This window comes from Bacillus thuringiensis, assembly GCF_001182785.1.
GTDB classification, from domain to species: domain Bacteria; phylum Bacillota; class Bacilli; order Bacillales; family Bacillaceae_G; genus Bacillus_A; species Bacillus_A thuringiensis_S.
The window spans coordinates 2,389,897-2,410,855 of record NZ_CP012099.1 but is presented as its reverse complement, the minus strand read 5'-3'; the positions used below and the strand labels follow the sequence as shown (position 1 = coordinate 2,410,855).

The following is a 20,959-nucleotide window of genomic DNA, read 5'->3' as shown; positions in this document are numbered from 1 at the left end:
GCCCTAAATAGGGCTTTTAAACTGGATATACAGGATGTTTACGATCCGTGAATACTTGATATTTACTCATATACATTTCGAAACGTCCTTTTAACTCTTCACGTAAATTGTTTGGATGAACAATACCATCAATCACCATCTCTGATGCTAAATGATAAATATCAATATCTTTCTTATACTCTTCACGTTTTTCAGCAATGAAGCTAGCACGCTCTTCTTCTGGTAAAGCTGCAATTTTATTTGCATATACAGCATTGACCGCAGCTTCTGGACCCATTACCGCAATAGAGGCTGTCGGTAATGCCAGGCAGCAATCTGGTTCAAATGCTGGACCTGCCATCGCATATAAACCAGCACCATATGCTTTACGAACAACGATAGAAATCTTCGGTACAGTTGCTTCACTCATTGCAGAAATCATTTTTGCACCGTGGCGAATAATACCAGCACGCTCTACTTTTGTACCGATCATAAATCCTGGTACATCCGCAAGGAATAATAATGGAATATGATATGCGTCGCATAAATTAATAAACTTAGCAGCTTTATCAGCTGAATCATGGAATAATACGCCGCCCTTCATACGCGGCTGATTTGCAATAATACCAACTGGCTTACCATCAATACGTGCTAAGCCTGTAATTAGCTCTTGAGCAAATAATTTTTTTACTTCATAGAATGAACCTTCATCAATAACTCTATTAATGAGATCTTTCATATTGAAAGGAGCATTTTGATTTTCTGGAATGATTTGTTCTAACGTTTTATCGAATTGTTTCGGTTCTTGAGGTGTAACCAATGGAGTCTTTTCTAAGTAGTTATTTGGAAAATATGAAATGTATTGTCTTGCTTGTGTAATCGCATCTTCTTCTGTCTTACATAAAACATCTCCGCATCCTGATACAGAGCAATGCATACGAGCTCCGCCCATCTCTTCTAAAGTTACTTTCTCACCGATAACCATCTCAGCCATACGAGGAGATCCTAAATACATAGATGCATTTCCTTCTACCATCATTACAACGTCGCAAAAGGCTGGAATATAGGCACCACCAGCTGCAGAAGGTCCAAATAATAAGCATACTTGAGGAACTTTACCTGATAATTTCACTTGATTATAGAAGATTCTTCCTGCACCACGGCGCCCTGGGAACATTTCTACTTGATCTGTAATACGCGCTCCAGCAGAGTCGACTAAATAAAATAACGGAACACGTAATTTTTCAGCTGTTTCTTGAATACGTAAAATCTTTTCAACTGTGCGTGATCCCCATGATCCTGCTTTTACAGTAGAATCATTGGCCATTACACACGCAGTACGACCATGTATTTTACCCGTTGCCGTTACAACGCCGTCCGCAGGTAAGCCTGTTTGTTCACAGTTAGCAAATAATGCATCTTCTACATATTCGCCATTATCAAATAGAAGCGCTAAACGATCTCGAACAAATAATTTTCCTTTTTCTTTATTTTGTTCATGATATTTTGGTGCGCCGCCTTGTTTAATCGTTTCAACTCGTTCTTCAAATGTATTCGATTGTTGTTTTTGATCTAACATATTTACTCCCCCTTATACGTTGGTGTGCGTTTTTCCTTGAATGCTTGTAATCCTTCTAATCTATCTTTCGTATGGATTACACCTTCATACGCTTGTTTTTCCATTTGTAATCCGGTATGTAAATCAACTTGAATACCGTTTGAAATCGCTTCTTTTGCTAATCGAACAGCAATAGGTCCATTACTAGCAATTCTTTCTGCTATTTCAATCGCTTTCTCTTCAAGTAAATTAGCTGGTACAACAAATTCTACTAGACCATATTCTTTTGCTTCTTGCGCTGAAATACGTCTTCCTGTATAAATTAATTCTTTCGCTCTACCAACACCAATTAATCTTGGCAAACGCTGCGTACCACCTGCTCCTGGTATAATTGCAAGTGTCGTTTCAGTAAGACCAAGACTTGCAGATTCAGTCGCAATTCTAAAATCACAAGCTAAACTTAATTCTGTACCACCACCAAGGGCGATTCCATTTATAGCCGCGATAACTGGCTGTGGTAATTGTTCAACCATTTCCATAGTAGTGCGAATCATACTAACAGCATGGCGAACTTGTTCTTCATTCATACCAGCACGTTCTTTTAAATCAGCACCAGCACAAAACGCTTTTTCACCAGCACCTGTTAGAATAACTACACGCGTATTGGACTCTTCACTTATTTGAGTTAATATGTTTTGTAACTCTTCTAATAACGCTAAAGATAATGAGTTTGCTTGTCTTTCACGATATAACGAAATCTTTACAACGTGAGGTGTTACATAATCAACTGAAATGTTTTGTAATTGTAGCATCTTCTCACCTACTTATCGTTTTATGTTGAAGCGCTCTATACACATGACTCGGTAATTGGATATTTAACTTACTTTGAATAAATTGACTAGCTCTCAATAACTTTTCTTCGTCTATATTCGTTTGGACTCCTAATTTATGGAGCATATGTACTAGGTCATCAGTAGCAACATTACCTGATGCTCCTGGTGCATAAGGGCAGCCCCCGAGTCCACCACAAGAACTATCAAACGTTGTAATACCGTATTCTAATGATTTAACTACATTCGCTAGAGCCATTCCATACGTATTATGAAAATGCATTGCAAACTGCGAAGCATCATACTTCTTTAATAGATGTTCTAATACTTGTTCTACTTGTAATGGATTCGCTACACCGATTGTATCCCCAAGAGAAACTTCATAAATGCCGTATGAAAATAGTTGATTACATAATTCGTCAACTGCTGCGTGACTTATATCCCCTTCATAAGGACATCCAAATACAGTAGAAACATAGCCTCTTACCTTTTTCCCTTCGAATAATGCCTGTTTTGTTATATCTTCAATTACAACTAATGCTTCTTTAATCGATTTATTAATATTACTTTTATTATGAGATTCACTTGCTGATAAAAAAACATTCACCTCATCTACATTTTGCAAAAAAGCTCGTTCCAAACCATTTTGATTCGGAACAAGCGCAGCATATGTAACATTTGGATCCCTTTTCAGCTCAGAAAATACATCATTTGCATCTGCTAATGCAGGGACCCATTTTGGGTGAACGAATGAGGAAACTTCAACATACGACAATCCTGCTTCTGTAAGTAGTTGAATCCATTTTACTTTATCTTTTGTGCCAACAATCTTTTTTTCATTTTGTAAGCCATCACGTGGCCCGACTTCTTTAATGACAGCAAAATTAGGTAGTTTCAATTCGCTTCCCCCTATATCTCCCTATTCAATTTCTAATAATACATCTCCTTCATTTACAAAATCGCCTTCTTGCACATTAATTTTCATAACTGTGCCAGCTTCTTCTGAAATGATTGGAATTTCCATTTTCATAGATTCCAAAATGACGACATCCTGTTCTTCCTCTACTGTATCTCCTACTCCTACAACAATCTTCCAAACGTTTCCTGCCATCGATGCATATACTTTCGTCATCATTTTTTCCCCCTTAATATTGTTAAATCTTATTTTTTAACGAGTTGTTTCGTTACAAAACCCGTTGTATAAATACCCTCTTTGAACACTTCGTCTTCCAAAACTTGCAGTAGCATTGGTGTGTTCGTTTTAATACCTTCTACTTTTAATTCTTCTAGAGCATCATGTAATTTCGAAATTGCTTCTTCACGAGTTTCGCCATGTGCAATGACTTTCGCAATCATTGGATCATAGAAAGGTGTAATCGTTACATGATTTTCTAAGAAGTGATCGATCCGTACATTTGACGGTAATGTTAAATCTGTAATTTTTCCAGGTGACGGGAAGAATGTTTTCGGATCCTCTGCATAAATACGAGCTTCAATGGCATGACCACTACGTTTTACATCATCCTGTGTAAATGATAGTTTCTCACCACTTGCAATCAGCAGTTGTTGTTCGACAAGGTCTAAACCAGTAATTTCTTCTGTAACTGGATGTTCTACTTGTAATCTCGTATTCATCTCTAAGAAATAGAAATTCTTCTGATCATCTACAAGAAACTCAACTGTACCTGCATTTGTATAGCCAAGTGCTTTGGCAGCTTGTACAGCAACTTCTCCCATCGCCTTTCGTGTACCTTCATCTAAAAATGGTGAAGGTGCTTCTTCGATTACTTTTTGATTTCGGCGCTGTACCGAACATTCACGCTCCCATAAATACACTGTGTTACCATGTGTATCTGCTAAAAGCTGAATTTCAATATGATGCGCGTCTGCTATATATCGCTCTAAATACATTTCTCCGTTACCGAAGAAGTTTTGCGCTCTTGTTTTATTACTTTCAAACGCTTTGGTGAGCGTTTGCTCAGTTTCCATCAACTGCATACCAATGCCTCCGCCGCCTGCGGATGCCTTAAGCATTAATGGATAACCAATTTGTTTTGCAATTTCAATTGCTTCTTCTGCAGTTTCAATATTTGTAGTAATACCTGGGACTACTGGGACATCTGCTGCTTGCATTGCGATACGTGATTCGATTTTACTTCCCATCTTCGTAATGATTTCTTCTGAAGGACCGATAAATACGATTCCTTCTTCTTTGCAGCGAACCGGAAAAGACGGATTCTCTGATAATAAACCATAACCCGGATGAATCGCTTCTGCATTTGTCTTCTTAGCTATTTCAATAATTTTTTCAAGGTTTAAATAACTTTCTTGAACACGCGGTCCACCTACTAAGTAAGCTTCATTTGCCATTTTCACATGAAGGGCATTTTCATCTGCTTCAGAATAAATAGCAACAGTGCGAATACCAAGTTTTTGACAAGTTTTCATAATACGAACAGCGATTTCCCCGCGATTCGCAATTAATATTTTTTGAAACATAGTGATTCCTCCCTTTTATCTACATCCTAAATGTCTAGCAATTACGAGACGTTGAATTTCAGAAGTTCCTTCACCTATTTCTAATAGTTTCGCATCACGAATATGTCGTTCAACTTCATATTCACGCATATAACCATATCCACCATGAATCTGTACTGCTTGATTCGCAATACGGCTTGCTGCTTCCGATGCAAATAGTTTTGCCATTGCCGCTTCTTTGCCAAAAGGTTTATCGTTATCTTTTAACCAAGCTGCTTTATGTACTAAATTGCGTGCTAGCTCTACTTCAGTCGCCATATCAGCTAATTTAAATTGAATCGCTTGGAAATTAGAAATTGACTTTCCAAATTGTTGACGTTCTTTCGCATATTGCAATGCACGTTCAAAGGCTGATTGCGCAATACCAACTGCCAATGCTGCGATTGAAATACGCCCTCCATCAAGTGTATATAAAAATTGTTTAAAACCTTTATTTACATCACCAAGAATATTTTCTTTCGGTACACGAACACCATCAAGTACGATTTCACAAGTATTAGAAGCACGAACACCCATCTTATCGTATGGACTTGAAATCGTTAATCCTTCACTCGTAGTAGGCACGATAAATGCAGAAATACGTTTTCTACCATTCTCTTCAACGCCATTGACAGCGGTTACAATAATTGTATTTGCATACTCTGCGTTTGTAATCCAACACTTCTCACCACTGATTACATACTCATCGCCATCTAATACCGCTTTCGTTTGAGTACCACCTGCATCAGATCCAGCATTTGGCTCCGTTAATCCGAAGGCACCTAATGTTTTACCTGACGCCATTGGAACTAAATACTTTTGTTTTTGTTCTTCTGTACCGAAATAATAAATTGGAGAAGCACCTAATGAAATTGTTGCAGCATAGCTTAAACCAGTGCCACCACAAGCGCGACCAATTTCTTCAACTGCTAATGCGTACGATACCGTATCGCCGCCTGAACCTCCATACTCTTCTGGGAATGGGATACCTAGTAATCCTAGTTCGCCCATTTTTTGAAATGTTTCATATGGAAACTCTGCAGTTTTGTCATAATATACAGCTTTCGGTGCAATTTCCTTTTCAGCAAAGTCACGTACCATTTCTTTAATCATTTGTTTTTCGCGAGTTAGAGTAAATTCCATTCCGCTACACACCCCTTATCGAATATTGAGTTTCGACAGCGTGCGAGTTTCTACTACAAACATAACAACTTAAAAGACAAGAATATTAGTTAGACAATTGCTACAATTCTGTCATAACTTAATTTTAAAACAGATTCTGTACTAATGCACAAAAAAATTCCTACATTGTTCTACAACAACATAGGAGGTTTTGTGTCGAATTATGTAATTTATTGTTTAATAATCTCTACCTTTTCCGGAATCAGAAATTTCTACTAATGCTTCAGGGTATGGTTCGAAATATGTTTGTCTTAATAAATACTTTTCATCAAATCGAATAGCCCATGATTTTAAAATTGTAAGTAAACTACTAAGTGGTATTTTTTTTTCTGCATACTTTTGTAACAGTTCTATAAAATGATCTTTTTCTTGTTTTTTTAACTTTGTTTTAAAATATCCAAAAATGTGCTCGCATACATTTACATTCGATGTATAACGAGGCGCACGCATAAATAATTCATATAAAGTCTTCTCATATTTTTCAAATACCACTTCAATCTTTTCATTTTTGTGATTTGCAATTATACGCCCTAATTCCTTTTGTTTCACTTGATTATATGCCATAAATAAATATTTATTGTCCGACTGAAACGATACAAGTTCTTTCATATTTTTATTGTGTTTAATCATTTTGTAATATGCGATTGTAAATAGCCTTGTAAAGAAATGCTCTCTAATAATAAAATTCGACAATCTGCCTTCCTCTTCAATAGGAAGATGCGAAAATTTTTTTACTACTGCTCCGCCAAATAAGCCAGCTCCTTTTCCCTTTGCTGGCGCTTTTTCAAAACCAGAATAAATTTTCACATCACGCGTACCACAACTTGGTGAACGATTCTTTAAAATAAAACCATCCACATCCGATATCGTTTGTAAAAAGTCATTTGAAAACTGCTCCATTTTTTCAGTTACATCTTCTCGTGTCGACGGTTGCACAAGTCTATTCTCACCATTTTCTTCTACAATTCGTATCGTTTCACGAGGAGTCCCCAATCCAATCTCGACTTCTGGACAAACAGGTATAAATGTAACAAACGGCTGCAAATTTCGTATTGTTACATCTGGAATCATCTCTCCATTATATCGACAGGCATCAAATTCTAAACATTTACTTACAACGATTGTTGGTTTTGCAAATTGTCGCATTTCATTACCTCCGTGGCGTTAATCCGTACAATATAAATTGAATCGTATTTTCAATTTCCATTTCATCATCCCATTTTTCTTCAGGCAATAATAAAAATCTTGTTAAGAGTAATCCTAATACAGCTGATAAAGTAAGACGTAGTACGGAAGATGGTGGTAACTCAATAATTTCCCCTTCTTCTTGAAATTTCACAATCAACTTTTTGAAATGTGAAAACAGTTCTGTTTCTACTAATTGCTGTATTTCATTTTTCAGTTCTGGTTGAAATGGTACTTCTTGAATTAATATTTTTATCATAGGGAAGTGTTTTTGGGCAAATTTAAATCTATTATGAATTACAACCCTTAAAAGTCCTTCATACGATTCATACTCCGATTTAAATATTTCTTTTGCAAAGGTTTGTACGAAAAATGGGGCAGCGAACTTAGTTAAAGTTGGCATTACGACCGCTAGTAATAGATCTTTTTTCGTCTTATAGTAGCGGAAGATTGTTCCTTCCGCTACACCAGCCCGTTTTGCAATTTCACTTGTTGAAGTTGAAGCGTATCCTTTTTCTCCAAACATATCAACAGCCGCCTCTAATATACGCATTTGACGTTCATTTCGTTTATCCGTATTAGTTGCGGCTATTAATTCCTCCAGCCAATCCTTCTGCATTTATAAAGCTCCTTTTTGTCATTATTATATTTTGCGATGTTTCTTTAAAGCAAATACATTTCCTACTGCAAATAATATTGAAAAAAGTAATAATACAGTAAGATCTAATGCAATCTCTCTAAATCCTTGATTCCGAATCATCACTTGTCTCATTGCATCAGCGCCATATGTGAGTGGAAATGCTTTCCCTAACATTTGTAGCCACTTATTCATAGATTCCATTGGAAACAATCCAGAAAAGAAGATTTGTGGCACAATAACAAGCGGTATAAATTGAATCATTTGAAATTCATTATTTGCGTATGCCGATAAAAACGTACCTAATGTTAGTGCAGTTAAAGAGAGCATACATGTAATAAGTAGCGTTAGCCATATGGAGCCAGCTACGTATAAATCTAAAATATAAACGGAAAAACTTACGATAATAATGGATTGTATAAAGGCAAAAATTCCAAAGCCAATAATATAACCTGCGACTATTTCCCACCTTCTTACTGGGGTGGATAATAACCTTTCAAGCGTACCACTTAAACGTTCTCTTACGAAAGATACACCTGATAATATAAATACAAAGAAAAATGTAAAGAAACCAATTAATACAGGACCAAGCCCATCAAACATCGAAAAGTCTTTAGAGCCATGTAAATAATTCACTTCAGGCTTCATAATCGAAACATCATTCTTCTCTGTGCTTTTTTGCAATACTTGAAGTACAGCACGATTTTTTGACGAATCACTACCTTCCAACAGAAGTTTCATTTTTCCATTCTCTATTCGAAGTACAGCATCTACCTTTTGTTTTTCTAACTCAGAAATCGCCTTTTCTTTACTGTGTTCATAAATTGATGCTTCTTGATCTTTCATCACTTTTACTATTTGATCGGGCATATCAACAACAGCAATTTGCGGTATATAGTCTTTTTGTGTAAACACTAGCGATAATAGCCAAAGTAATAACATTGGTGCCCCAAACATCATCGCTAACGAACGCTTATCTCGAAAAAATTGGCGAATAATACGAATGATTACACCAGTAACTCTCATGATGACACCACCTCTTCCAGCAAAAAGACATCTTCAATCCGTCCAGATGACACGCGTTTTTTCAATTCTTCAGTTGTTCCAACCGCAACTAGTTTCCCTTCTCTAATTAATCCTAGACGCTCACAAAATTCAGCTTCATCCATAATGTGCGTCGTTACAATAATCGTTGTACCTTTCTTTTTAAGATCATAAAACTTTTCCCAAATCGTTTTTCTAAGAAGCGGATCTATCCCCACTGTAGGCTCATCTAAAATTAATATTTCTGGTTCGTGCAGGAGTGCTATTGCTAATGATAAGCGTTTTTTCATTCCACCTGAAAATTGTTGTACTTGCTTTTTCATATACTGTGATAATTGTACAAGTTCAAAAACTTCTGCAATTCTTGTCTTTTTACGTTTTCCCTTTAGTCCATACATCGTTGCTATAAAATCTGCATTTTCATATGCTGACAATTCTTCATATAATGCATCCGCCTGGGCCATATAACCAATTCTTTTCATTTCATTTAAATTAGGCATATTAGTATTATTAACAAGCACTTCACCTTTCGTTGCCTCATTAATACCTGCAATCATTTTAATGAGCGTTGTTTTCCCCGATCCAGAAGGTCCAACAAAACCAAAAATCTCTGCTTTTTCAACTTGCAATGAAAGATTGTGTAACACTTCTTTTTTCCCAAAACTTTTTGATACAGTCCGTAAAATAATTGAAGGTTCTTGCACGTTTCATCCTCCTTTTTTAATAAAATGAGTGAGTACTCACTTTTATTTTACTCTTGCTTAATTATATGTCAAACTCCGTTGATTAGTATGTATGTTCAATCAACGATATTAAACAATGAAACAGAGTCGACATTAGAATTTCATTTCCTAAAGTCGACTCTGTTTCATTTAAACTATAAATTTCACTTTACGTTTTTAAATTCATATACTTCCGAATTCTAGCAACGTCTAAAGAATATTCAATAACTAATTGCTGTAACGGTAAAATAACTGTGTCAGGATATAAATGTGCATATTGTAATGTTTCTGCATATTTTTCTAACCTTTTTTCTAAATACTTTATTATTTGATCAGGATGACTTACTAATAAACATTTACAATAATAATGGATTTGTTCCTCAATAGCCGTGTATTCTTCAATTTCATATTCTTTATGCATGTGTACACCCCTTTAAGTTTTTTATACGAATTACTTATCACAATTTTCACTCGACAAATTTTAAGTTTTTTGATTATTTACACTATAACAAACACTCAGGGTCAAATTTTGTTACTTTATGTAACGTAGAAAATTTTTAACAAAATTGTAATGTAAACTCGTACAAAATACATAAAGCCCCTTTACTCATTTTTGTATAAAAAAATCGTACAGCTTAATTTAGCTGCACGACTACAATTTCTGGCCTATTCAAAATTCTTTGCGGAATGATACTATTTCCTAATCCTCTACTCACTACCATTGATGCACTTTGTTCTACATATAAACCAGCTGTATATTTAGGTAAAACACCTTGATTTGGCGCAACTAATCCTCCGATAAATGGCAATCTAACTTGCCCTCCATGAGCATGCCCTGATAACACTAAATCTATTTGCTCATCAGCATACTCTGTCAAAAATTCAGGCCTATGGGATAATAATACATTATATCTATCTGGCTGCATTTCAATTTTCGCCTTTTTAATTTCATCTATTATAATATTTCCTTCATCACGGTTTCCAGTAACAAACTCTGGATCATCAATACCTAACAAGTTTATTTCTTGCTCACCCTTTTGAATGCCTACATATTCATTCCTTAAAACATTGACATCATATTTCTTCAACTCTTTTTCTAAACGGTTATACTTTCCAGACCATTGTTCATGGTTTCCTGTCACAAAATATACAGGATACTTCTTTACAATTTCTCGTATTAATTGCATACTAACTTCTGCATCGTATGATTTACTGTCAATTAAATCACCCGTAATCGCAATAATATCTGGATCTATGCTTTTAATTTTTTGAATTAACACATCTTGATTATCGCCAAATTGTTTATTGTGTAAGTCTGAAATTTGTAGAATTTTATACCCTTTAAAAGAGGAGGGTATTTTACTAGAGGTTATTTTAACCTCAGTTATACTTATTAAATTGTTCTGTAAATATAAAAAGATAATACAACCTACTAACGTAGCAATAAGTAATACACTTCTTTTAATCTTCTTGCTCATATTCCCTCCTAAAACCTTAATCAGTACTACAATTCTCAAAAACATTCCAATAGATTTTTCTTTTTTTATCTAACGGTTCTCTTTTAAAGTGAAATCAATTTAACTACGATAATCAAGTACAAGTTTCTAATTATAGGAATTGAAGAACTTATATCACTCTGTTGAAGTAAACATGCCCATTTCTGTTCTAATCGTAACTCTATCATATAACATTAAAGCCGAAATTCCCAAGTTAAGGAATTTCGGCTTTTTGAGTTCGTATGAATATCTTAGTTTTAGTTCTATGTACCTTGCAGTTGTACATCTTAGTACATATCAGTTGTCTATCTATATGTGGTGAGGTTTTTATCTTTTTCAATAATCAACTATGTATAAAATATTTAAGTTAGTTAATACCCTTAATGGATATCATGCTTTTTAAAGTTTCCGCCTTGTACTTCCGCAACATCATATACAGTGACAAAAGCATTTTCATCAATTTCATGAATAAGTTCCTTCATTTTATTCTCTTCTAAACGACTGATAACACAGCTAACTTCTTTATAAGCTTCTTTCGAAAAGCCACCATACATTTCATTATAGATTGCATTTCTCCCAAGACGATCCCAAATTGTATCTATCATTAATTTAGGTTCTTTTGTAACAATTTTAAATGTTTTAGAGCCACTTAATCCTACTTCAATAATATGAATTACTTTAGAAGCAATAAAGTAAGCAATTGCTGATAAAATTCCACCTTGAAGACCGAATACTGTTGACACAAAAATAAATACGAACATATTTAAAAACAAAATAAGATCACTTGTGCCAAACGGTAATCTTCTAGACAATAATACCGCTAACATATCAATTCCATCTAACGCCCCACCATTACGAAGTGCCAATCCCATACCAAAGCCGATAATCACACCACCAACAACTGTAACTAACAATGTATCTCCTTCAATAATTGTAGGCACATTATGCATAACCACAGTACCTATTGCAAGTGATACAATACCAATTACTGAATAAATTGCAAATCCTCTACCGATTTGTTTATAACCTAGCCAAACAAATGGAATATTAATAATTCCAATTAAAAGACCTAATGGTAACCCAAATAACTGAGAACTAACAATACTTATACCTGTTACACCACCATCTGAGACATTATTAGGAATAAGTACAGCCTCTAATCCATATGCGGTTATGAACGCTCCAATAACAATCAAAATTGCTTGTGAAATCCTTTTCAATTTATTAACATTTTTATTCCTTATACTTCCCATCTCAATTCCTCATTTCTCACATTTTTCTCTTTTTGTCATTTCATGATTACATCAGCTTCTTTAGTCTTAGTGTCACACCTACTATGTAACTTCTCTCAAACTATAACTTCCTATACTTAACCCGAGGGTATACCGTATATGTATGAATTCTTATAACTACTAATCATGCGTTAGCCTATTAAATACGTTATCCACTTTACCATTTAAACACCATGCAATTATTGTTAATAGACCGCACACAGAAACTACTGGCTGTTCTACCTCCCAAGAGTTTAAATTTACTTCCGCCCACTTACCTATCACACAATATCAAAACCGTAGTTCATGAAATCAATTCCATAAGCATAATGAACACTACTTTACAAATCCCAAAACAACACCGACTGACCGATATACTCATTTGGTCAATTATAATATACCTAAAACTTAAGTAAAATTCCATTGATTAATATTATTTCTTTCTATTAAAAAAAGATACATAATGTAGGATTATTTAAGTTTTTTATAAAATAAGTAAGTTTTACAAACACCCTAGTTTGCAATGTTTTCATGGTTTGAAAATTAGTTAAAATACGCTTAATCAAGGTTAATTTATTCGATATATTCTCTCTTTTCACTCTTGTATTTTTATCTTCATTCGTTTATCATATGGAGACAAAAAATAACGTTACAATTGGTTCCTACGTACAATTTCCCTATCATAATAACTCCACCTTACAATTAACAGGTTGTGTAGTTAATATCTTACAAAATACGATTGTAGTTGATATTGCCGATATTGCTGGAACACATGCTATTGAAGAAAATAGGCAAGTTGTAAAATATGGTTATTATAAAGTGAAACTTTAATGAGTGGTGGTTTTGTTCATCCCTCACTCATTATTAGCCCTCACCAATCGGGCTTTAACGGGATCAAAAGATGAAGTAAATCGATAACATAAAAAGACCCTAGTACACACTAGGATCTTTTTTTATAACGTTATTTTTATAGTATTTTAATTTACAGCCATCATACTTTGTTTCTAAATTTTATAATTATGTAGCGTCCTTCCATTCAGACTTCAATATTGAATATTGATATTCATCAATCCACTGGCCTTTTAGCATGTAATTCTGCAATAAATGACCTTCTCTCCTCATCCCCACTCGTTCTAGTACAGAAATAGACTTATTATTTCGAACGTCCGAAAATGCAATCACCTTATGTTTTCCTAATGAATGAAATATGTAACTCAATAAGGCACAAACAGCTTCAGTTGCATAGCCTTTTCCCTGATATTCTGGAGAAAGAGTAAATCCGATTTCTACGATGCGTGGTTCATTTACAAGTGTGTGAAGTGCGCAATCTCCAATTATTTTGTTATTTTCAGCCAAAGCAATTGCGAACTGGAACCAAGTACCTGGTAGATTAGGATTATTTTTAACTTGTTCATTTACAAACGTTTTAGCCTCATGATATTGATAATTAACCCATGACTGAAATTTAGCCACTTCTGGATTAGAACGATAAAAATGAAAGTAGTTAGTGTCATCCATACTAAACCTTCTCAAAATAAGACAATCTGTTCTCCAAAAAACTTGATTGTCATTCTCCATAACTATTCACCCTCTTTTCTACATTAATTATATCTTTATATTACATAGGTATAAATAGTTTACATGCTTATAAAAAAGCGATTCTTTTCACATTAAAAAGAATCGCTTTCCAAGTTCTTATTTTTAATTATATTACATAAAGCATTGAGAGATTATTATTTAAGAGCCTTAACTATAACTTCAGTTGCCTCTGCAATGAGTTGATTATCATAGGTAGCCTCTTTCTCATCTTTACTAGATAAAATTGCGATGATAATTGGTGCTCTATTTGGAGGCCAAACGATAGCAATATCATTTCTTGTCCCATAACTGCCAGCACCTGATTTATCTCCAACTACCCAGTCAGTTGGTACGCCTGCACGAATAAGTTTGTCCCCTGTAGCATTCCCTTTCATCCACTCTGTAAGAATTTTACGTTTTTCAGCAGGAAGTGCATTTCCGACCGTAAAAGCTTTAAGATTCGTAGCAATTGCTCTCGCTGTACTAGTGTCACGAATGTCTCCTGGAATAGCTTCGTTTAATTCTGTTTCAAAGCGATCAGACATAGTAATCCGATCCCCCATCTTTCTAAGCGCTTTTTCATATCCTTTAGGTCCGCCTATTTTATTAAATAAAATGTTCCCTGCAGTATTATCACTTGAGCGAACAGCAGCCTCAGCAATTTCTCCTAGTTTCATCCCAGTATCTACATGTTTCTCTGTAACGGGTGAATAATCCACTAAGTCTTCTTTCGTAAATGTGATTACTTCATTTAATGTATCAATTGAGTTTTGCTGTAGTAATACTCCTGCAGCTAAAGCCTTGTAGGTTGATGCGAAGGCAAATCTTTCGTTAGGTCGATAAGAGATTGTTTGATTTGTACCAGTATCAATCGCATATACACCTAATCGAGCATCAAATTTTTTCTCAAGTTGAGAGAACTCTTTATGCGTTGCCTGATTTTTATGTTTCACTTGTCCAGTCTTTTCTTTCGCTTCAACTTGCAGTGATCCTCCTGGAAAAGCTTCTAGGCTTGTAAGACTTAAACCTAATATACCAACGCATATTCCTATTTTTAGCATCCTCTTATTTTTCAAAACCATCATTCCTTCCAAATTTTTAGCACCTTTTTATACGTACACATAATAGACAATCATCGAACCAAATTTGTTCCATAAACTGAAAAAAATTTATAGCTAGTATGAGAGTTATTAACAAAATCAGAGATAGTAGCTATGATCGCCGCTATCTCTGATTTCACATTTCATTTTTTTACTTATAAATGGCTTTATATAAACAGGTTCTCTTCCCTGAGAAAAGTACTCTAATTTTGCTTAGAACTACCTGTACTAGTAGATTCACCATATATACGTTGCTGTTTCAAATCAAAGTATACATCTAATACTTCCTTTCCAATTATAGAATTAATTCCATTTTTATCATCATGAAGCCATGGAACTACTACGGAAAATGCTACTTCTGGATTATCATATGGAGCATATCCAACTAACGTTAAGTTGTAACATTCCATACGTTCTCCTTTTGCATTTCTGCCAATTGGGTCATCTCCACCATATACAGTTTGGGCTGTTCCTGTCTTTCCTGCTGGTTTATATGGCGCATTTTTGAAATATTTCACGCCAGTTCCATCACCTTCTTGGAATACCCATCTAAACCCTTCTTTTATCCGATCAATATGTTCTTTCTTCATATCAATTCGATTTAATACGACAGGCTCTATGGAACGTATAACTTTTCCAACCTCTTCTTTTATTGATTGTTCTCGTATTTCTTGTACAATTTGAGGTTGCATTCTATAACCACCATTCGCAATCGTTGAAACATATTGCGCTAATTGCAACGGCGTATACGTATCATACTGACCAATAGAAAAATCTAGTAAAAACCCAGGTTGACTATCTACTTTTCTCGTTTGTCCAATTATTTCATTCGGTAAATCAATACCTGTTGGGACACCTAAACCAAATTGCTTGAAATAATAGCGCATCGTATCAAAGGCTCCTTGTTTAATATCCAATGATCCATTTGGTACGTAATTAACTCCGGCAATTTTTAAAGCTGTCTGGAACATGTATACATTCGAAGATACTTGTAAAGCCCGTAAATCATTAATATTACCAAATCCGGATACATTCCACGATTTCTTAGCTTGTGTACCTTTAAATTTCATCGGCGCGTCATAAAATTGATCTCCTGGATGTATTGCCCCTGTCTCATATCCAGTTAATAAAGTAGCACCTTTTACAGCTGACCCTAGCTCATACGAAGTTGTCATATTACCTAATGCCAAATCCTCAAACTCTATTTTCCCTTTTTTTTCTACAATCTTTTTGCCTGCCATTGATAAAATTTGTCCGTTATTTGGATTCGTCATGACAACAAAAGCTCGATCGAGAAGTGGCTCTGAACTTTTAAAAGCTCTCAAGTTTTTCTCTATACTTTCTTCCACTTTCTTTTGTAATTCCATATCAATCGTTAATGTTAAACTATTACCACTTTTTCCTTTAGAGATTATTTCTGTGCTAACAATGTTTCCTGATTTATCAGTAATATTTTTCACTTCTTCTTTTGTTCCGTGTAATACATCTTCATATCGTTGTTCAATATAACTTTTTCCAACACGATCATTACGGTTATATCCACGTACTAAATAAGAATCTAAATTTTCTTTCGGTAATCCTTCTTCACTACTCGTAATATTTCCTAATACAGAACGAAATAAATTACCGTTTACATAATTACGTTCCCAATCAACAGTTGCATCTACTCCTGGAAAATTCGCAAGATTTTCGCTTATCCGCGCATACTCTTCATCTGTTACATCTTTTTTAATGATTTGTGGTGTTAGTTGATAACCTGAACCCATTTTACTTTTAATAGCTAACACCTTTAAATCTTGTGCTGTTAATTCTGCTAATTCTACCTCTGTAACGCGACCTCGTCTTAAGTCTTCTATTTTTTTATCTAACTCTTTTCCCTCTATACCCTTTTCTTTAAACTTTTCTATATCTTTCTTAGTAATCTTTGTCTCCGCACGTTTCGAATTCAACTGCATCCAAAAATCTTTTTTATCGATATCTGTTAATTTATTTATATCTTGTTCAGGCATTTCAAGTACTTTCGCCAAGTCTTTTGCTGTTTTTAAAATATCTTCACTCGTAATTCCCTTCACCCTTGTATACGTAATTGTGCGAAGAGATTTATTATTAACAACTGTTTTCCCTTCTCGATCTAAAATTTGTCCACGTGGAACTGGAATACTAGTTATTGCATTTTGACTACTTTCCACTTGGTTCTTATAAGCCTCTCCCTCAACGATTTGTACCTTTCCTAGCTGCATAATAATAGCTGAGAATAGTAGAAATATGCAAAGGAACATTATATTTAATCGAATAGATATATATGACTTCTGCTTCTTGCCTTTTTGTTCTTTCATAAATCCTCCATTTAATCCTTTCAGAAATTGCTACAAATACTAAAAGCATTTCTTATATATTAGATACCGATAATCGGTTATAAATATCGCCTCAATTTTTTGCTTAATCCTTGTAAGCATCCATTCTTTTTCGTTTAGCTACGGCATTAATAACTCTCCCTTCTTGTTTTCTCTCTATTTTTTTGCCGCTTGCATTAGAAGTGCTAAACTGTATAATGACTCTTATTAAACTTACATATAGACTTGCTAGTAAATTTTCATGTTAATTATTCCTTTCTTCATGCTTTAATACTTAATAGACAACCTAAACAATAAAGTTGTTCCACATTTACAAAAAAAATAATTAAATATAAGATAAAATAGGCTACATAAGGGAGGGTTATATGTTACATACAAAAAGATGGAGATTTTTTACGGTTCTTTCTATTGTAGGTTTGATTTTACTAATTTTATTAAAAATCAACTTCATTTCAATTACTATCGCAACTTCTTCAGCTGAAAGAGGAAAGATTTTTGATCAAAATGGTGTAATACTAGCTACAAATAAGAAAGTTAAGTCTCTATATTGCACTTCTAATGATGAAAAGCTATCGAAACAAGATACATCAAACACATTAGCTTTTTTTAATCAATTTTCAAGCGAGTTTCAACATGATATTTCTACAGAGAACATAAAATCTCAATTACAACAATCTTGTAAAAAGCAGACTATGAATGATATACCGTTATACTCTGATATAACTGAGAATGAACTTGCATTCATAAACAAAAACAAACCCAATAATGTAATAATTAAAGATGAATGGATTCGATATTATCCTAAACACGAAATTGGTTCACAAGTAATTGGGTATGTAGAAAATGACCTTAATTCAAAGCATATGCTTGTTGGAAAAAGCGGGATTGAGCTGCAATATGAAAATGATTTAAAAGGAAAACCAGGTAAAACTCTTATTTTTAAATTGAATAATAAAAAGTTCTTATGGAACATTCAAAAAGTACAAATAGGTAAAGATGTACGGCTAGCTTTAGACTCTGAGTTGCAGCAAAAGGCAGAAGAAGCATTAAGATCTCAAATTAAGAAAACACCCGATGCTAAAGCTGGTTATGCTGTAGTAAGCGATGCAAAAACTGGCGCAATTTTAACTATGGCCAACACGGCAGTTTTTGATCCAAATATATTAAATACACGTGTATCTTCTAGAAAAGAAAACATTAACTCTCTTTCGCAAAATAAAGCAATTCAAAAATTAAAGTATGGTGAATCTTATGTAAATATGGCTTCTACTATAAAACCACTCACTATTTTAATTGGATTAAACGAAAAGCTTTTCCAACCCGAAGATACTTATTTAGATAAAGGGACTTTTCAGTATGATAATCAAAATAACATTACGAATGCACCTGGAACGCCAACAGGTGAGATTACACCGAGGCAGGCTATCATTAATTCATCTAACACATTTATGACAGCAAAAGTAGCTCTGCCCCTATTCAACCAAAATAATGGGAATATAGAAAAAGTAGCACATATATGGACAGATTATTTAATGCAATTCGGCCTACGTTCTAAAACCGGGATTGATTTACCCTTTGAAGAAGACGGACAATATGAATTCCATCCATCTAATAAGTTTGAAAATGGAATCTCCGCTTTATTAAACGCCTCTTGGGGAGGAAATGAAGTGCATACCCCTCTTCAACTCGCTCAATATGCAGCAACTTTGGCAAGTAAAGGTGATAAATATAAACCTCAAACTGTAAGTGCAATTATTAGTCCGGACGGTAAGAAAACAAAAAAGTTTAAACCAATTTTAGAAAGTTCAAATCGTTACCCGATGAACTTTTGGAGTGTCGTGCAAGGTGGAATGAGTCAAAATATAGAGGAAATTAAAAAGTTGCCCTTTGACGTCGCAGGTAAAACAGGTATTACAGGTTTTCCGAATGAGCAAGAAAGAATGATAAATCATTCTCTTTTCATTGCATATGCTCCTACCGAAGATCCACAAATTGCCGTTTCTGTCGTTATTCCTGGTAGTAATTCAGAAAAAAACATCGCTGCTCTCGTTACATCAGAGATTTTAGAGTCTTGGCATACACTTCAAAAAGAGAATAAAAACAAAGAGGAAGGTTCATTAAAGTGAACCTTCCTCTTTTACCAAATAGAATCTATATTTATGATTTTCCATTCACCATTATCGTTTTTTTCGAACATAAATGAATACTTAATATCAGTTAAAACATACTCTTTTTGTACGTATCCAGTATTGCCATTAATTGTCGATATTTTTATATATCCATCATTTTGCACTTTTTCTGGAATCCAAGCTTTTACCATTTCATTAGATACTTCATATAACACTTGTGATTCTCGTTTTGGTTCAGCTAAAATTTTCGTTTTATTTCCAGTAACCGTTGCATATATAAAATGCGCTTGCTTTGGTTGATTACTTTCTGTCAATCCACTTGGTACTTTGTATACTTTTTTTGTATCATTTGCAAATTCTCCTCCCATTGTAAGAGCGACTTGCAACTCATGAAAAATATCTTCATCAAACTTCAGTTCATCCTTCTTATAACTCTTCCCTTTAAATAGAACTTCATCATTTAACGCTTTGTACAGGTCATTTTCATTTTTTGAGTTCGTACTTTGATATAGTTCATTCATAAATTGTTTTAGTGATGGATCTTGAGCAGACTCATCTTTTGTTTTAGGCTTAATTTGAGTACTACTTTGTACCGGTGATTTATTATCATCAAGCCAAGGTTGTTGAACAATGAAAAATAACATTGTACAAACCAAAACAACTACAACAGGTAATACTTTTTTACGAAATGGTCTTTTATATTTTACGAAATCCACTTCATTATTTTCGTATATAGACTGCTTTATTTTAGAAATAAATTCTTCTTCATCTTTACGATTCTCCATTGGACCTTTTTTTATTTTTCTATACCAGTCAGGATTTTGTTTATTGTTCATCATTACTACCCTCCCCTATTAATTTTGAAACCTTACTTCTTGCTCTACTTAATCTCGATTTTACAGTTCCAATGGATACTCCTAATGTTTCAGCCATTTCTTCATAAGATAATTCATATTTTGCGTCCAATATAATTATTTCACGGTGCTTTTTAGGTAGTTTTAATACAACCTTCCACACATCATTCATTTCTTCTTGCTTAAAAAATTCTTGTTCTGCTGACAGGGATTGCTTATCGTCACTAAAAAACCCTATTAAAGATATCCTTTTAAAATAAGATGATTTCAAATAGTTTATTGCCGTATTTCTTGTGATTTTTAATATCCACGTTTTAATAGATGACTCCTTTCGAAATGAATTCCAATTTTTAAACACCTTTATAAATACATCTTGCGTGATATCATCTGATAAGTGTGGATCTTTCGTAATAATAAATGAATAATTCCATACATCTTGCCAATAGTCTTTTATAACATAGTCCAGCTCATCATGATTACACTTTTCAATAAACGTCTGTTCCATTTCCACACCTCAAACTTA

20 protein-coding genes are annotated in these 20,959 nt (G+C 34.2%); 2 read left to right on the top strand and 18 right to left on the bottom strand.

Translation table 11 applies throughout. The annotated features are described in order from the left end of the window. Window positions 1–16: 16 nt before the first annotated feature. The 13 genes from AC241_RS12400 to AC241_RS12340 form a co-directional block, all read right to left on the bottom strand. Window positions 17–1,558: an acyl-CoA carboxylase subunit beta gene (locus tag AC241_RS12400; protein ID WP_029442753.1), complete on the bottom strand. Its 1,542-nt coding sequence runs from the start codon at window positions 1,556–1,558 to the stop codon at window positions 17–19. 2 nt (window positions 1,559–1,560) lie between these two features. Beyond that, on the bottom strand, window positions 1,561–2,349 hold the full coding sequence (locus AC241_RS12395) for an enoyl-CoA hydratase (protein ID WP_050843644.1): 789 nt from the start codon (window positions 2,347–2,349) through the stop codon (window positions 1,561–1,563). Window positions 2,350–2,353: 4 nt separating this feature from the next. Next, window positions 2,354–3,265: a hydroxymethylglutaryl-CoA lyase gene (gene mvaB, locus AC241_RS12390; protein WP_016081565.1), complete on the bottom strand. Its 912-nt coding sequence runs from the start codon at window positions 3,263–3,265 to the stop codon at window positions 2,354–2,356. Window positions 3,266–3,286: 21 nt separating this feature from the next. Further along, complete coding sequence (locus AC241_RS12385) at window positions 3,287–3,502, bottom strand: acetyl-CoA carboxylase biotin carboxyl carrier protein subunit (RefSeq protein ID WP_001987345.1); 216 nt, start codon at window positions 3,500–3,502, stop codon at window positions 3,287–3,289. A gap of 26 nt (window positions 3,503–3,528) precedes the next feature. Continuing rightward, window positions 3,529–4,866 carry an acetyl-CoA carboxylase biotin carboxylase subunit gene (locus AC241_RS12380; RefSeq protein WP_000486742.1) on the bottom strand — a complete coding sequence of 446 codons (1,338 nt, stop codon included), beginning with the start codon at window positions 4,864–4,866 and terminating at the stop codon, window positions 3,529–3,531. Between the two features lie 15 nt (window positions 4,867–4,881). Further along, complete coding sequence (locus AC241_RS12375; protein WP_000397282.1) at window positions 4,882–6,027, bottom strand: acyl-CoA dehydrogenase; 1,146 nt, start codon at window positions 6,025–6,027, stop codon at window positions 4,882–4,884. Window positions 6,028–6,243: 216 nt separating this feature from the next. Next, window positions 6,244–7,212, bottom strand: a complete 969-nt coding sequence (locus tag AC241_RS12370) for a YbgA family protein (RefSeq protein WP_050843642.1) — start codon at window positions 7,210–7,212, stop codon at window positions 6,244–6,246. A gap of 4 nt (window positions 7,213–7,216) precedes the next feature. Continuing rightward, complete coding sequence (locus tag AC241_RS12365; RefSeq protein WP_016081569.1) at window positions 7,217–7,870, bottom strand: TetR/AcrR family transcriptional regulator; 654 nt, start codon at window positions 7,868–7,870, stop codon at window positions 7,217–7,219. A 24-nt stretch (window positions 7,871–7,894) separates the two neighbouring features. Then, on the bottom strand, window positions 7,895–8,914 hold the full coding sequence (locus tag AC241_RS12360) for an ABC transporter permease (RefSeq protein ID WP_016081570.1): 1,020 nt from the start codon (window positions 8,912–8,914) through the stop codon (window positions 7,895–7,897). Beyond that, window positions 8,911–9,636: an ABC transporter ATP-binding protein gene (locus tag AC241_RS12355; RefSeq protein WP_029442757.1), complete on the bottom strand. Its 726-nt coding sequence runs from the start codon at window positions 9,634–9,636 to the stop codon at window positions 8,911–8,913. Before AC241_RS12355 ends, AC241_RS12360 begins: the two co-directional genes overlap by 4 nt. 187 nt (window positions 9,637–9,823) lie before the next feature. Continuing rightward, window positions 9,824–10,075 carry a hypothetical protein gene (locus AC241_RS12350; protein WP_000548621.1) on the bottom strand — a complete coding sequence of 84 codons (252 nt, stop codon included), beginning with the start codon at window positions 10,073–10,075 and terminating at the stop codon, window positions 9,824–9,826. Window positions 10,076–10,289: 214 nt separating this feature from the next. Beyond that, a complete protein-coding gene (locus AC241_RS12345) occupies window positions 10,290–11,132 on the bottom strand; it encodes a metallophosphoesterase (protein WP_050843640.1) in 843 nt (280 codons plus the stop codon). 398 nt (window positions 11,133–11,530) lie between these two features. After that, complete coding sequence (locus AC241_RS12340) at window positions 11,531–12,403, bottom strand: YitT family protein (RefSeq protein ID WP_016081573.1); 873 nt, start codon at window positions 12,401–12,403, stop codon at window positions 11,531–11,533. Between the two features lie 648 nt (window positions 12,404–13,051). Between AC241_RS12340 and AC241_RS32890 the strand changes: the two genes are divergently transcribed. Next, a complete protein-coding gene (locus AC241_RS32890) occupies window positions 13,052–13,252 on the top strand; it encodes a DUF2187 domain-containing protein (protein WP_080681815.1) in 201 nt (66 codons plus the stop codon). 186 nt (window positions 13,253–13,438) lie between these two features. On the opposite strand, the gene AC241_RS12335 is transcribed toward AC241_RS32890, so the two are convergent. The 3 genes from AC241_RS12335 to AC241_RS12325 form a co-directional block, all read right to left on the bottom strand. Then, complete coding sequence (locus AC241_RS12335) at window positions 13,439–13,999, bottom strand: GNAT family N-acetyltransferase (RefSeq protein ID WP_016081574.1); 561 nt, start codon at window positions 13,997–13,999, stop codon at window positions 13,439–13,441. 155 nt (window positions 14,000–14,154) lie between these two features. Further along, window positions 14,155–15,081, bottom strand: a complete 927-nt coding sequence (gene bla, locus AC241_RS12330) for a class A beta-lactamase Bla1 (protein WP_042968999.1) — start codon at window positions 15,079–15,081, stop codon at window positions 14,155–14,157. 221 nt (window positions 15,082–15,302) lie between these two features. Beyond that, window positions 15,303–17,435, bottom strand: a complete 2,133-nt coding sequence (locus AC241_RS12325; protein ID WP_050843638.1) for a peptidoglycan D,D-transpeptidase FtsI family protein — start codon at window positions 17,433–17,435, stop codon at window positions 15,303–15,305. Window positions 17,436–17,818: 383 nt separating this feature from the next. On the opposite strand from AC241_RS12325, the gene AC241_RS12320 reads away from it, so the two are divergent. Further along, a complete protein-coding gene (locus AC241_RS12320) occupies window positions 17,819–19,579 on the top strand; it encodes a peptidoglycan D,D-transpeptidase FtsI family protein (protein WP_050843636.1) in 1,761 nt (586 codons plus the stop codon). A gap of 11 nt (window positions 19,580–19,590) precedes the next feature. Here AC241_RS12320 and AC241_RS12315 read toward each other — a convergent pair whose 3' ends face one another. Further along, window positions 19,591–20,418 (bottom strand): SH3 domain-containing protein, encoded by an 828-nt coding sequence (locus AC241_RS12315; RefSeq protein WP_029442345.1) that lies wholly within the window; start codon window positions 20,416–20,418, stop codon window positions 19,591–19,593. Beyond that, on the bottom strand, window positions 20,408–20,941 hold the full coding sequence (locus tag AC241_RS12310) for an RNA polymerase sigma factor (RefSeq protein WP_016084322.1): 534 nt from the start codon (window positions 20,939–20,941) through the stop codon (window positions 20,408–20,410). The genes AC241_RS12315 and AC241_RS12310 overlap by 11 nt, the downstream gene beginning before the upstream one ends. Window positions 20,942–20,959 lie beyond the last annotated feature (18 nt).

What these genes read in the sequence shown, in the direction of transcription:
- AC241_RS12320 (WP_050843636.1), top strand. Translation starts at nt 17,819, where the DNA reads ATGTTACATACAAAAAGATGGAGATTTTTTACGGTTCTTTCTATTGTA.
- AC241_RS12370 (WP_050843642.1), bottom strand. Translation starts at nt 7,212, where the DNA reads ATGCGACAATTTGCAAAACCAACAATCGTTGTAAGTAAATGTTTAGAA.
- AC241_RS12345 (WP_050843640.1), bottom strand. Translation starts at nt 11,132, where the DNA reads ATGAGCAAGAAGATTAAAAGAAGTGTATTACTTATTGCTACGTTAGTA.
- AC241_RS12325 (WP_050843638.1), bottom strand. Translation starts at nt 17,435, where the DNA reads ATGAAAGAACAAAAAGGCAAGAAGCAGAAGTCATATATATCTATTCGA.
- AC241_RS12340 (WP_016081573.1), bottom strand. Translation starts at nt 12,403, where the DNA reads ATGGGAAGTATAAGGAATAAAAATGTTAATAAATTGAAAAGGATTTCA.
- AC241_RS12315 (WP_029442345.1), bottom strand. Translation starts at nt 20,418, where the DNA reads ATGAACAATAAACAAAATCCTGACTGGTATAGAAAAATAAAAAAAGGT.
- AC241_RS12360 (WP_016081570.1), bottom strand. Translation starts at nt 8,914, where the DNA reads ATGAGAGTTACTGGTGTAATCATTCGTATTATTCGCCAATTTTTTCGA.
- AC241_RS12375 (WP_000397282.1), bottom strand. Translation starts at nt 6,027, where the DNA reads ATGGAATTTACTCTAACTCGCGAAAAACAAATGATTAAAGAAATGGTA.
- AC241_RS12310 (WP_016084322.1), bottom strand. Translation starts at nt 20,941, where the DNA reads ATGGAACAGACGTTTATTGAAAAGTGTAATCATGATGAGCTGGACTAT.
- AC241_RS12395 (WP_050843644.1), bottom strand. Translation starts at nt 2,349, where the DNA reads ATGCTACAATTACAAAACATTTCAGTTGATTATGTAACACCTCACGTT.
- AC241_RS12400 (WP_029442753.1), bottom strand. Translation starts at nt 1,558, where the DNA reads ATGTTAGATCAAAAACAACAATCGAATACATTTGAAGAACGAGTTGAA.
- AC241_RS12385 (WP_001987345.1), bottom strand. Translation starts at nt 3,502, where the DNA reads ATGATGACGAAAGTATATGCATCGATGGCAGGAAACGTTTGGAAGATT.
- AC241_RS32890 (WP_080681815.1), top strand. Translation starts at nt 13,052, where the DNA reads ATGGAGACAAAAAATAACGTTACAATTGGTTCCTACGTACAATTTCCC.
- AC241_RS12350 (WP_000548621.1), bottom strand. Translation starts at nt 10,075, where the DNA reads ATGCATAAAGAATATGAAATTGAAGAATACACGGCTATTGAGGAACAA.
- AC241_RS12365 (WP_016081569.1), bottom strand. Translation starts at nt 7,870, where the DNA reads ATGCAGAAGGATTGGCTGGAGGAATTAATAGCCGCAACTAATACGGAT.
- bla (WP_042968999.1), bottom strand. Translation starts at nt 15,081, where the DNA reads ATGGTTTTGAAAAATAAGAGGATGCTAAAAATAGGAATATGCGTTGGT.
- AC241_RS12335 (WP_016081574.1), bottom strand. Translation starts at nt 13,999, where the DNA reads ATGGAGAATGACAATCAAGTTTTTTGGAGAACAGATTGTCTTATTTTG.
- AC241_RS12380 (WP_000486742.1), bottom strand. Translation starts at nt 4,866, where the DNA reads ATGTTTCAAAAAATATTAATTGCGAATCGCGGGGAAATCGCTGTTCGT.